Source organism: Bradyrhizobium sp. 31Argb (assembly GCF_043638955.1).
In the GTDB taxonomy this organism is placed as follows: Bacteria; Pseudomonadota; Alphaproteobacteria; order Rhizobiales; family Xanthobacteraceae; genus Bradyrhizobium.
Genome location: NZ_JBEGDB010000233.1, coordinates 1 through 12,715, shown reverse-complemented (window position 1 = coordinate 12,715; position 12,715 = coordinate 1). Strand labels below are relative to the sequence as shown.

Annotated in this window: 6 protein-coding genes and 2 pseudogenes; 4 read left to right on the top strand and 4 right to left on the bottom strand. The window is 62.3% G+C overall.

Translation table 11 applies throughout. The features are described 5' to 3' along the window. The first annotated feature begins 368 nt into the window (after window positions 1-368). Window positions 369-1,661 (top strand): patatin-like phospholipase family protein, encoded by a 1,293-nt coding sequence (locus AAFX91_RS31540; RefSeq protein WP_245476420.1) that lies wholly within the window; start codon window positions 369-371, stop codon window positions 1,659-1,661. A gap of 68 nt (window positions 1,662-1,729) precedes the next feature. On the opposite strand, the gene AAFX91_RS31535 is transcribed toward AAFX91_RS31540, so the two are convergent. From AAFX91_RS31535 to AAFX91_RS31525, 3 genes and pseudogenes are all read right to left on the bottom strand, one after another. Next, on the bottom strand, window positions 1,730-5,089 hold the full coding sequence (locus AAFX91_RS31535; RefSeq protein WP_130580642.1) for an AAA family ATPase: 3,360 nt from the start codon (window positions 5,087-5,089) through the stop codon (window positions 1,730-1,732). A gap of 167 nt (window positions 5,090-5,256) precedes the next feature. Further along, window positions 5,257-5,376: pseudogene (locus AAFX91_RS31530) on the bottom strand (N-formylglutamate amidohydrolase); the annotation flags it as partial. 40 nt (window positions 5,377-5,416) lie between these two features. Continuing rightward, window positions 5,417-5,749, bottom strand: coding sequence for a hypothetical protein (locus tag AAFX91_RS31525; protein WP_130580641.1), 333 nt, complete (start codon window positions 5,747-5,749; stop codon window positions 5,417-5,419). Window positions 5,750-6,292: 543 nt separating this feature from the next. Between AAFX91_RS31525 and AAFX91_RS31520 the strand changes: the two genes are divergently transcribed. The 3 genes from AAFX91_RS31520 to AAFX91_RS31510 all read left to right on the top strand — a co-directional run bounded on the left by AAFX91_RS31520 (window position 6,293) and on the right by AAFX91_RS31510 (window position 11,580). After that, a complete protein-coding gene (locus tag AAFX91_RS31520; RefSeq protein ID WP_394569195.1) occupies window positions 6,293-7,393 on the top strand; it encodes a helix-turn-helix domain-containing protein in 1,101 nt (366 codons plus the stop codon). A 395-nt stretch (window positions 7,394-7,788) separates the two neighbouring features. Next, a complete protein-coding gene (locus tag AAFX91_RS31515) occupies window positions 7,789-11,100 on the top strand; it encodes an autotransporter domain-containing protein (protein WP_394569194.1) in 3,312 nt (1,103 codons plus the stop codon). A 123-nt stretch (window positions 11,101-11,223) separates the two neighbouring features. Beyond that, on the top strand, window positions 11,224-11,580 hold the full coding sequence (locus AAFX91_RS31510) for an Mth938-like domain-containing protein (protein ID WP_394569193.1): 357 nt from the start codon (window positions 11,224-11,226) through the stop codon (window positions 11,578-11,580). A gap of 395 nt (window positions 11,581-11,975) precedes the next feature. Here the strand turns inward: AAFX91_RS31510 and AAFX91_RS31505 are convergent. Further along, window positions 11,976-12,599, bottom strand: a pseudogene (locus AAFX91_RS31505) (LysR substrate-binding domain-containing protein); the annotation flags it as partial. Window positions 12,600-12,715: the final 116 nt, after the last annotated feature.

Here is a 12,715-nt window from a genome sequence, read left to right as displayed (position 1 = left end):
ATCACCCCGATCGGGCAATCCAAAGCATTCCGCGCAAGTCAAGGCCGGGCACGGCGATCCTCTCGTGACGCTCACGTACTATCGTCAGCGATAAATATCTTGCGTGAACCGGTTCACAGATGGATGGGCCAGACCGCGATACGTTAACGCCGGCTCTTGTCCGACGGGCGCCAGTGCGATCAGCATGTTCGAGAAAGCGTCGAACATCGACGTCCACCGCTCCGTCGCACACACGTGTTTCGCAATTCTGGGTGTTTCGCAATTCTGGATCTATGAGCCTGTCCAAGAACGACTGATCTCGTCATCTCTACGCAATTCAGAAATTCGATCGGAGAATGAGCCACACGACAGATTAGATGGAGGAACCAATGGTGAAGAGAGCGATAGCGCTCGGCGGTGGCGGTCCGGCAGCAGGCCTGCACATTGGGGTTCTGGAAGCTCTTGCCGACGCAGATATAACCTTTGATGTGTGGGCATTGTCCTGCATCGGCGCTTGGGTTGGGATCGTCTACAATCAGTTTGATCACGTTGCAAATAAAGATAGGGCGGAAAAGACCTATCAGTTCTTCAAGAATGGCGTGTTTCGAGACGATGAAGGCTATAGGCGCTTTCCCATAAACACCGTGTTCGGTCCGGATTGGGAGAGCGTTGGCAAGGCTGTGACCAACTTCGTCACAGATCCCAATACCTATAAGGATATATGGAGCCCATCCAGCATCATGAATGCCTACAGGGAGTCCATGTCGCTCTGGTTCGCTCAACAGCCTGACACAGACGGCGGGAAGAGGTTCGCGAACCTGGACAGGGGAGACGTAAACGGATGGATTCTTAATCAGGTGCTGGCACCTAATCCTTTCGTTCGTTATCTCACGTCCATGATGTATCTGTCCCACGTCACTGGCCTCTCCAGGATCAACTATCCGCACAGCCAGTTTATGAAGAGCATAAATTTCGAGGCGCTGAAAAAACCTGGAACGCCATGCATATTTCACAACGCCTGGAATCTTGACGCACATAAGCTTGCGTTGTTTTCCAACCGTCCAATGACCCAGAAAGCCGACGAGAAAGAGTACAAGGGGCCCATCAGCGCATCCAGCCTATGTGCGTGTTCAGCCCTTCCCTTCGTCGAAGAAACCGTACGGATCGACGGAGTTACATACTGCGAAGGAGCCCTGGTCGACACGGTCAACTTCGAGAGCTTGCTCGAGGAGCACCATAAGCCAGACGATCCGCTACACGAAATATGGGTGAGCAGGATCGTCGATGCCAAGCAAGTCCGCAAGCCGCAAAACCTTCACGATGCGCTGGCAAATCTCTGCCAATTGTTCGCTGCGACCGTTGGCGAAGATGACGTCAGGCTGTTCAAATACCATGTGCGGTACGACCCACCAAAACCCGGGGACAAGAAGTGGGAAGGCACCGTCGTCGAGATTCGGGTGCCGGGGCACATCAGTTTCAAATGGAATCACAGCAACCTGGATATGGGGCGAAAGTTGGGGAAGGTTGCTACGGAACAAGCAATCAAAGCATACAACAAACACAAAGGACTTCCGGGGCATGCCGGGCCACATTTCATAAATGAGGATCCGAAGAAGAACGACCCGCAGGGATGGGGGGAGGTGCTAGATGCGTATCATGAATGTCAGAAGCGAGCGGCTTAACGCCAAGGTAAAGTAGCTTTACGGTCGACTTTCTGAGCCAGGCCACGATATCGGTCGTCCAAGCGAAATTACCGCAGCCGGTCGAGCAACGCCTTGGCTTGTTTTAGATCCTGCGTATCAAGGCCCTCGGTGAACCAGGCGTAGATGGGCGCGAGCAGCTCGAGCGCTTTCTCGCGCCTGCCCTGATCGAACCACAAGGCGGCAAGGTCTACGGCAACTCGAAGTTCAAGGGCCTTGGCGTGCTGGCTTCTGGCAATTGTCAATGCGTGATCGAGCATTGATTGCGCCTCGGTGCCGGCTTCCGGTACGCCATCGAAGAGCAACACGCGCGCTTTCAGTCGATACAGTTCGGCCTCAAATATCCGTTCGCTATTACGGCTGGTTGTAGCGAGGCCCTGTTCGATAAGCTCCAGCGTAGCTTCGCATTGTTGGCTCGATAACAAGACCGGACAGAGGAGCACGTAGAGTGCTGTGATGCCGAGCTGATAGCCTGCGCTGTGATGTTCCTTCATCGCAGTCCGGATTTCCGCGAGCGCGGCGGACGAAGGATCAAGAAAGGTGGCGCTTATCCCCCGGACGGCGCGCGCCAATCCTCGCCATTGCCGGAAGCCGTGTTCCTCCGACAAGGCGAGACAGCGTTCGGCATAGCGGTGTGCAGTCAGGAACTCGCCCCGAAGAGCGTAGAGAATGGACGCATAATAACATCCATAGGCCTGCGAATGCGGATGACTGATGGCGTCGGCACGCCGAATGGCGGCATTTAGGCGTGCGAGTGCCGTATCAGCGCGGCCCAGCAGCCAGAGCGCCCATGACATCAAGGCAAGGTCGGCCACGCCCGCATCCTGGCCGGCGGCACGCGCCGCCAATCTGTCCTGCTCGCTGCTCGCCTCGAACGCTTCGAAGGCTCGTTCGATCACGTCGTGGGCGCCTGCAAGATGTCCCATGAAAAGACGAATCATCCCTTGCCCACGCATCGCGTTGAGCAATGTTGGTCGATCGCCGCGCGCCTGCGCGAGATCGAGCAGCGCCGAGATCATTTCCTCGGCGACCGGCAACTCACCACGCATGACGCTCGCGGTGGTCAACCAAAACATGATTTGTAGTTCCTCGGGGGGATCTCCGAGGCGCTGGCATAGCTCGCGCGCACGAGTGAAGGTCGCCACCGCATGTGGCGAGGCCGGCCCCTCGGTCGCGATTAGGCATGGTCCCAGCGCGAATTGGAAATCAAGCTCGCGTCTGTCCTTCTGTGCGCCGTCGGCCGAATGGGCCAAGATCTCGATGCCTTTCCGCAAGTGTGCGATGGCTTCGAGGTTGGCGGAGCGCATGGCCGCCTTCTTGCCTGCCTGGAGCCAATATGCTCCTGCCTTTTCGAACAGTCCCGCCTCCGTCAGGTGGAGTGCGAGAGTCTCGGGTTGAGTCTCCACAATTTCCGGGAACCGTTGCTCGAAGACGTCTGCGATGGTGGCATGCAGCGCTGCGCGTCGGCTCTTCAGAAGTCCGGCTTCGGCAGCGTCCCGCACAAGCGCATGCTTGAAGGTGTAGACCGCGCGAGGTATCTCGCCCCGGCAGAATATCAACTCCGCCCGAACCAACTGGGCAAGCGCCTCCTCAAGCCTCTGCCTCGGCAACCCGGTAACGGCCCTCAGCAGTTCGTAAGAGAACTCGCGCCCCACAACTGCGCCGATCTGGGCCACGTCCTTTACCGGGGCCAATCGGTCTAGTCTGGCCATCAGGGATGCGTTCAATGTCGTTGGAATCGCCATCGAGGGTAGCGGACGGCTGAGCATGTAATGGTCGTCCCGCTCCTGCAACAGCCCGGTTTCGAGCACGGCCTTGGTCAGTTCCTCGACGAACAGGGGCACGCCATCGGTACGGGAGAGGATTTGGTCCATGACCTCCTCCGGGAGCGTCTTGCCGGCTGTGATGCGCTTGACCAATGCCGCCCCGCTGCGCCGGCTCAGCCGTGTGAGCGGGACCGTCGTCACATGTGCATGACCAGGCCAGGGCGGCGTGAACTCTGGTCTGGCGGTGATCAGCAGCAGCACGCGAAGTCGCGGCATCCTTTCCAGTGTAACCGCGAGCAGCTCCAGCGAAGTCGGGTCCGCCCAATGGGCATCCTCAAAGATGACAAACACTGGCTGCCGCGCCGCCAATGCGTCGAGCTGAGCCAGGAACGCCGCCAGCGTCATCTCCTTGCGCTTCTGCGGACTCAGCTCGGGCAGGCGGTAGCGCTCGCTGAGCGGCAGCGACAGAAGGTTGGCCAGAGCCGGCACCACACGGTCTGCTTCAGCACCAGACCGCAAGAGTAGAGCTTCAAGCTTGGCAAACTTCTCCGTCGGCGTCTCGCCTCGCTCGAACCGGGCAGCACGTTCGAGATTGGCGATGAATGGATACAGCGCACTGTTGGTGTGGTGCGCCGAGCAGAAATGGCGTACCGTAATGTGTGGTTCGGTCCGGAGTCGCTCTTGAAGCGCCAGCGCAATGTGCGACTTACCGATACCTGGCTCTCCAGTTAGAACCACCACGCAGCCTTCGCCTGACGCGGCATGCTGCCAGCGCCGCAACAGCAGCTCGATCTCCTCGTCACGCCCGATCAGCGGTGTCAATCGAGTCTTGCGCTGCGCCTCGAAGCGGCTTTCCACTCGGCTTATCCCGAGCACCTGCCAGGCAGGTACTGGCTCCGCCCATCCCTTGAGCGCGATCGAGCCGAGATCGCGGTATTCGAAATATCCGGCGGTGAGCTGGTGCGTACTCTCGGAAATCAGCACCATACCGGGTTCGGCGAACTGCTGCAGGCGAGCAGCCAGGTTCGGTGTCTCACCAATGACCGCCTGCTCCCTGGCGGCACCTTCACCGGTCAGATCGCCCACGACGACCATGCCGGTGGCGATACCAATGCGGACCTGTAGCTTGGTGCCGATGTCTGTCTGGAGGTTGGCCACGGCATCGACCAGTGCCAGCCCCGCGCGTGTCGCCTGCTCGGCATCGTCCTCGTGCGCCTGGGGATAGCCGAAATAGGCAAGCACGCCATCCCCCATGTATCGCGCGATGACGCCCTCATTCCGGGAGATAACCTCCGCGATGCAGTCGTGATAGGCGCTGATGACCGAGCGCAAGTCTTCCGGATCTAGTCGGGCCGAAAGTGCCGACGAATCCACCAGATCGCAAAACATGACCGTGAGTTGGCGCCGCTCGGCGCTGTCCCGCGGCGCTGGTTTGGCGCCCGTTCGGGCCGATACAGGGATTTCACTCTTAAGTTCTGCAATCGCGCGCAGAATCTTGCGCCGGTGCCCAAGCAGGACGCCGAGGTCCTTGAGGTCCTGCTCCGTGAGATCGCCGACGACCGAGAGGTCGATGGCGTTCTCGGCGAAACGCTGGGCGTACTCTCCCAAGCCGATCGATGCTAGCCACTCTGCAATACCCGTCATGGTATACCTATGGCCTCTGCGATCAGAATAGCACATTGGAGAGGCCTGCGAAGGCGCATCTGTCGACGGAAGCCCCGATCGCCGAACTTCTCACGCAATTTAACACAGTGGACCGGGCGAAGGGTGGACGCTGCAAAGCGATGTCTGTTAGGGCAAGAGGCGGGATCGAGGTCGCCCTCGCTGCGCAAACGCTTCAGGAGGCGCGGCGGCGACGAGGTGTCGCGGTGATAGAGCGTGCCGATATGCCGAGCGCGCGCTATCCCGACATGAACCGGCGAGAAGCTGTGTCCTGACCATGACGACTGGCGGCGCAGCTATTAGTACAGATCACCTTCGCCGAGGCAGCGGCAAGCCTCGATGCCAGATGGTCCCATTGTCAAACTGAATGAGCATGCCATCCGGGGAGTAAACCGCACCTTCGTTGAAGGCATCGATCCAGATCCGGCTCGTCGGCGAAAACCAGTCCGGCCACGCGCGCGCAGGCACGCCTGCCTCGGTCAAGAGATTGAAGTCATATCCGTTCTGCGTGACATGGGCAGGCAGACTTCCCCGACACTTGTCAACGCACGTATAGATGCCGGTCAGATTAATCGGTTGAGCCGATGCACTGGGAGCCGCGAGCGCGGCCAGCATGCCGATGACCAACGATAGACGTTTCATAGGGCTCTCCCTTCGTTCGAATGGTTGGGCTGGCCTGGAAGAGGCCGTCATTTTCGCGCCTTTAGCCTTTCCTGCTCGCTGAGCTTATCCCTCTCAAACGCAGACGATTCGTGTGCGTTTGATTTCTTGTCCGCGGGCGCTCTTGGAAGAACGCCCACACATTGAGAGGTCGGGCCGACTGCTGCCCTTCATGTGCTTTGATGGTCTCCTGTTTGGAATTTGCTCGAAGCGCCCTGCACGCGCTATGCACTTTCGGCAGGTTGCCACCAGCGTCGGCTTGCGTCGCCGAAATCGAACGTGCCCACAAGACAGCCGAGGCTCTCCGCAACGAATCCGGTGCGTCCCGCAACAGTCTCACACCTGACCACTACACGCATGGCCCGCGCGTCACCCTCACCGGCCAGTTCGACGCGCTGTAAATGGAAGGGGGCTCCTAGCCCCACGGACCCGAAGGTGCGCAAGGAAATGGAAGCTGGCGGATTAGGCCTCTGGCGCCGATCGCTCCGCAGATTTAGAACGGACGACACCATGTAGAGATTTGACATGAGGAACAGGAACGTGCCACGGGGCGCCGCTGAAGCGCGGCCAGACGGGATCATCATTTCCGCTTCACGCCTCGATCGTTCGGCCCTCGGCTTTTCCGCCATGCGCGATCTGACGGCAGAACTGACGGACCTCTTTCTGCTGGGCGCGGCGGAGGAGTTCGGCAACCTCACAGCAACGGCCCACCTTGGTCAGGCTCTTCTGGTCGATGGGCGCGTCAGCTCTCTCTTGTATGACCGGACGCCAGGACATGTGAGGCGCGGCAGCGCCGATCATTACCAACTGCAATTCCATCTCCAAGGCCAGACCCACGCGGAAACGGAAAGGCGCGGCTTCACCGTCCGTCCGGGAGACGTCGGCCTCATCGACATGACGCATGTCGGCCGCTACTGGACGACGGCTCCTGCGAATGGCGGCTTCGCTCATTCGCTGGTCTTGATCGTGCCGCGACGCCTTTTGGCGCCCATGTTGAGCGAGCCCGACGCCGCCGGCGGAACCATCCTTCCGGCGGGCTCGCCGCAGGCCAGACTTGTCGGCGGGCTTTTGCTCTCGCTCTGGCGACGGGCCCGGTTCATGACGCTCGAAGAGGGCGCGGCCGAGGTTCGAGCCGCAATGCCGCTCATAGCGCAGGCATTCGGCGCCCGCGCCCAGTTCGCGGACGAAACGCGGCATCCGCGCAACGCGAAGATCCTGCAGGAGGTGCTCTCGCATGTGGAGCATCATATCGATGATGGCGCTCTCGATGTCGCCACGATCTGTGCGCGGTTCAACGTTTCGCGCTCGGCCCTCTATCGCGCGCTCGAGGCTAAGGGCGGGCTGGTCAGGCTCATCCAGCGGCGGCGGCTGCTGCATGCCTTTTCGCTGCTCTCCTCGCCGGGTCTGCGCCAGCGCCGCATCATCGATGTGGCCGTCGAATGCGGCTTCTCCAGCGATGCCGCCTTCGTGCGCGCCTTCCAACGCAGCTTTGGCCTGACACCCGGCGACGTGCGCGATGCGGCCGACCCTGCGAGGCGCCATTTTGCGAGCCTCGACCTCAGTTGGGCCGGCATGCGGAGGACGGAACTGCTGGGGTGGATCTCCCAACTGGGTCACGGTGAGTGAAGCGCCCAGGCGTTGGGACGCTCGATCAATGATGCCCCCTTGCTTGCCGCTAGAAAGGATTCTCTGCGTCGATCGACACAAGGGAATTGGTGATGAATGCGTTTGGGCTGGGGCGGGTTGGGGTCGGTAGCTTCCGCGCGTGCGTGTTACAGCGATCAGCCCTGTCCTGCGGTGTGGCATTACCGCTCTTCATCGTCCTTGGAGGTCCCGTATCGGCGGATGACTTCGTCGGAGCGCCAGGCACGCCGGGTGGCGGAGCCGGTGGGACGCCAACCGTCATCATAGATAGCGCCGGCATTATCAGCGGGACCGACAGCTATGCCGGGGGCGCCGGCGGCGCGGGCTCGGGCGGTTCGAGTGGATTCCCCGTCGGAGGCGCTGGCGGTGCCGGCGGGATGGGCGGGACGGGAGGCATTCTCTCGGAGGCGATCCCCTCCAGCATCACCAATCAGGCTGTGATGAATGGCGGCGCCGGCGGTGCCGGCGGAATGGGAGGCACGGGTGCCCTTCCGGGCGCGGGCGGCAATGGTGGGGGTGGCGGCGTCGGCATGCGGCTCGACACCGGAATTACCCTCACCAACGGCATGTCTGTCACCGGTGGCGCCGGCGGCGCGGGCGGAGGCGGAGTGAACGCTGGCTCAACAGGATCAAGGGGCGGGAACGGCGGAGCCGGCGGCAACGGCATCGTGGTCGATGCCAACAATATTCTGCTCAACTCGAGCACCATTACGGGAGGCGCGGGCGGAGCCGGAGCCATGGGCGGCAATTCAGGCCTATCGCGCGGCGGCAACGGGGGGAACGGCGGCGCCGGCGGCGCGGGCGTTACGCTGGGAGCGCCGGAAGGCTCGGCAAATGCGACGCTGATGAATGCCGGCCAGATTGTCGGCGGAGCGGGTGGCCATGGCGGCAATACGGGCGCGGATGGCGGCACCTCGCCGGGAGGTGGCTTTGGTGGAGCGGGCGGGGCTGGAGGAACTGGCGTTCTCATGGCCGGAGGCAACAGCCTCGCCAATTCCGGCTCCATCGAAGGGGGAGCCGGAGGACAGGGCGGCCTGGGCACCACACTCAATGGCGCGACGCTGCCTCAGGGCGACGGCATCCGGGTGAACGGGAGCGGCGTCTCGATCACCAACGGTGTCGGCGGCCTCATCCGCGGTGGAGCCGGCATAAACGCCAACATCGGTACCGGCACCATCGCCATCGAGAACCATGGCACCATAGAGGGGACGGGTCCCCTCGGCATGGCGATAACCCAGCAAGGCAACGGCACATCCGCTCTCATCAATACCGGCACCATCAATGGAAATGTGGAACTGAGCGGCTACGACGTCACGCTGAAGATCAGCACGACCTCCATCATCAACGGCACGGTGTCTGCCGGCCTCCTGTCCGGTCCCGGTCCCAAGACGCTGGAATTGTTGGGCGCGGGCACCGGCCAATACGACGGCAGTTATGTGGGCTTCAATGCGCTCGTGGTGGATGGCGGAACCTGGATCGTCTCCGGCAACAACGCCTTCAACAGCGCCACCGTGAGAGGTGGCACGCTCTCCGTCGCCGCCAGCGAGAGCATCGGCAGTGCCGCCGCGAGGCTCACCCTCGATGGCGGTGCGCTGGAGAACACTCAGGCATTTTCCATAAGCCGCAACGTGACCCTCGGCAGCGGTGGCGGCACATTCCTCACAGATGCGCAGCTCACCCTCACAGGCATCGTCGACGGTGGCGGCACACTGGTAAAGAACGGCAGCGGAACGCTGGTGCTCAGCGGTCCGAATACTTATTCGGGTGGCACCCTTATCGAAGCGGGCAGCGTATCAGTCTCTGCCAACGAAAGTCTTGGCGCCCCATCGGGCGGGATAACGCTGAATGGCGGCACGCTGCAGGTGACGGGAACGGCATTCACCTCCACGAACCGCGCCATCAATCTGGGCGCCAATGGCGGCGGCTTCGATATTGCGGATACAGCGAATACCTTCACCATCGCCCAGGTGCTTTCGGGCACCGGCAGCCTCACGAAGTTAGGCGCCGGCACGCTCGTCCTCGCGGGCGCGAACAGCTATTCCGGCGGCACCACGGTGTCCTCCGGCACGCTGGTTCTGGGCAGCTCGACGGCGGCGGGAACCGGAGCGGTCAACGTGCTCTCCGGCGGCCTGCTGAAGGGCAGCGGCACCATCGGCGCTCTGTCGGTGGGCAGCGGTGGCATGGTGGCGCCGGGCAACCCGCCCGGCACCCTCACGGTGAACGGCGCCGTGAGCTTTAATGCCGGCTCCATCTATCAGGTGGATGTGACGCCCCAGGGCCAGCACAACCTCATCACCTCGACCGGGGCGGTGAGCATCAACACTGGCGCCGGCGTTCAGGTGCTCGCCGTGCCCGGCGCCTACGGCCCCAACACCACCTATGCCATCCTCACTACCTCCGGGGCAGTGAGTGGCACCTTCGGCTCGGTGTCCTCCGACTTCGCCTTCCTCACCCCGACCCTCAGTTACGACGCCCAGAACGTCTATCTGACGCTGGTCTATGACGACGGAAGCAATGGTGGGGGAGGCGGTGGCGGCTCCAGCCCGCGCTTCGCTTCCTATGCGACCACGGCCAACGAGTTTGCCGTGGCCAATGCCGCCCAGGCTCTGGGGATCGGCAACACGCTGTTCAACGCTATCGTCACCTTGCCGGTCTCCGGCGTGCCCGGCGTGTTCAATGCGCTTTCCGGCGAGGTCTATCCCTCGGCCATGTCCGTTCTCCAGGACGAGAGCCTGATCCTGCGCCGGGCGGTGCTCGACCGGGCCCGGGTGCCGGTGGCGACGCCCGCCGCCGCGCCGGTCGCTTATGCCGCCAAAGCCCCGTCCGGCGCCGCCGTCATCGAGCTGCCGGGCACGCCTGACGCCTTCTGGGCCCAGGGCTTCGGCGCCTGGGGCCGGATCGACGGCAACGGCAATGCCGCCACCATCTCCGGCGATGTCTCCGGCATCATCGTCGGCTATGACCGCACCTTCTTCGGCGGGACAGGCGACTGGCGCCTCGGCTTCGCCGCCGGCTACTCGTCGTCCAACTACCGCGTGGATGCGCGCTCCTCGTCCTTCTCCAGCGACAATGCCCATGTGGCGCTCTATGGCGGAACGAGCTTCGGGGCCTTGGGGGTGCGGTTCGGCGGGGCCTATAGCTGGGCGGACATCAGCGCGGACCGCAGCGTGGTCTTCCCCGGCTTCTATAATGCGCTTTCCGCCGACACCTCGGCCCGCACGGGCCAGGTGTTCGGCGAGGTGGGCTATGGGCTCTCCTCCGCCAGCGTGAGCCTCGAGCCGTTCGCAGGGCTGGCCTACGTCAACGTGGATCTCAGCGGCCTCACCGAGATCGGCGGCTCCTCCGCGCTGACCGGCTACGGCGGCAGCGAGGGCGTGACCTATTCCACCCTGGGTGCCCGCATCAGCGTGCCCTTCCTCCTCGGCCCCATCCCCACGACCTTCAAGGGCACGCTCGCCTGGCAGCACGCCTTCGGCGATATCACGCCGGAGGCGCTATTCGCCTTCGGCCCCGGCACGACGCCCTTCGCCATCTCCGGGGTGCCCATCGCCAGCGATGCGGCGCTCATCGAGGCGGGCCTCGACATGGCGTTGAGCGCCAACACCTCGCTCTCGATCTTCTATGCCGGCCAGCTCGCCGAGACCGACACCAACAACATGGTCAAGGGACGCTTCACGCTGAGGTTCTGAGAGACCGATCTGGGACGCGCGTGCCACATCGCAAGTACCCACGCACGGCTTGATACAATCAGGTAGAATAAGGCTCGTCTGCCGGGTCGGGGCCTCGTGTCGAGATCATGAGGAGGTCAGTCCATGAAGATTGAACGCACCACATTCGGCACCATCACGATTGACGGAGAGATCTATGAACACGACGTGATCATTCGTCTGTCCGGCGAAGTGGCAAGGCGGAAGAAGAAGCTGTCGAAGAAGTACTACGGCACCTCGCATGTCCTCTCGAAGGACGAAGCGAAGTTCGTCTTTGAGAAGGGATGTGAGCAGCTAATTCTGGGATCGGGCCAGTTCGGCAATGTGCATCTATCGCCGGAAGCTGACGCGTATTTTGCGAGAAAGGGCTGCACTGTCCTGCTGCAGCCGACGCCCAAGGCGATTCACACGTTCAACAGCTCGCATGCGAAGAAGATCGGCCTTTTTCACGTGACCTGCTGAATCGGGCCAGGCCGCGACCGCGCTGGGGATGAGCAAAAGTCCGAGAGCGGCATCGATTCACCCTCGTACGTGCCGATCGGCGGCGGAAACGACCATCGCCTGGGTCCGCAGGTCCTGACCAATGTCCGCACTGACGTGAGCAGAGCCGGCCCCGAGAGGAGGCTTTGGGTCAAAGTGCGACTTGGCGTGGAGGGCGACTCCTGGCGCAAAGTGGACATTCGGTCGGACCCGCGAGTCTGAGAAGGGCCAATAACGGAAGTGGTGCGCAAAGCAGAAGGCCGCCTGAAGGCTCTCGAAGTCGAACTGAAGAAGTCAACGGACTTCGCACCGCTTCGAAAGCGGGCACCACGAGCATATTCCATGGATAGACGTGCTGGGGGCAGAGCTTATGAAATTTACAACGCCAGTAGTGTCTCCAGGCGCGGCACGCTGAAATCGATGAAGGCGCGCACCTTCAGCGGCACCAGCTCGTCATGGCGATGGATGATCTGTACCGGCGCCTCCGGCGGCGCGAACTCAGCCAGCACCTCTCGCAGGAGGCCTGAGCGGATGGCGGGGCGGACATGGTAGGAGAGGACGCGGATCAGCCCCATTCCCGCAATGCCGGCATCAATCGCCGATTCGATTGTATCGAACATAATGCGGGAGCGGATCGGCACTGAGGCGGTGCCTTCTGACGTCGGGAACAACCAGCTTCCCGGCGGATCAAGACCATGGAAGCTCACGCAGTCATGCGTATTGATATCGGCGAGCGTGAGGGGCTCGCCGCGCCGCGCAAGATAGTGGGGGCTTGCGCAGACGACACGCTGAACGGTGCAGACGCGCCGGGCGCGCCAGCGGCTGTCCGATAGTGGGCCGACGCGGACCGCGACGTCGATGCCTTCGTCCTGCAGATCGAGATTGCGGTCGTGGAACCGGCAGTTCAGCCGGACATCGACGAACTGCGTCATGAACTCGGCGATGATAGGCACGAGATGCATCCGCCCGAACACGAGGGGCGCCGTCACCGTTAGTTCGCCGCGGGGGCTTTGGTACTCGCCCGCCGCGTTACGCTCCGCGGGAGTGTCAGAAGTTTTGTGTAAGAGCGCCTCTGTGAGAGGTTTGCGGGGTCAGCGGACTGACCCCATGGGGTCAG

Bases quoted from the DNA above. Each gene is read 5' to 3' on its own strand.
- AAFX91_RS31540 (WP_245476420.1), top strand. From the start codon at position 369: ATGGTGAAGAGAGCGATAGCGCTCGGCGGTGGCGGTCCGGCAGCAGGC.
- AAFX91_RS31535 (WP_130580642.1), bottom strand. From the start codon at position 5,089: ATGACGGGTATTGCAGAGTGGCTAGCATCGATCGGCTTGGGAGAGTAC.
- AAFX91_RS31525 (WP_130580641.1), bottom strand. From the start codon at position 5,749: ATGAAACGTCTATCGTTGGTCATCGGCATGCTGGCCGCGCTCGCGGCT.
- AAFX91_RS31520 (WP_394569195.1), top strand. From the start codon at position 6,293: ATGAGGAACAGGAACGTGCCACGGGGCGCCGCTGAAGCGCGGCCAGAC.
- AAFX91_RS31515 (WP_394569194.1), top strand. From the start codon at position 7,789: ATGGGCGGGACGGGAGGCATTCTCTCGGAGGCGATCCCCTCCAGCATC.
- AAFX91_RS31510 (WP_394569193.1), top strand. From the start codon at position 11,224: ATGAAGATTGAACGCACCACATTCGGCACCATCACGATTGACGGAGAG.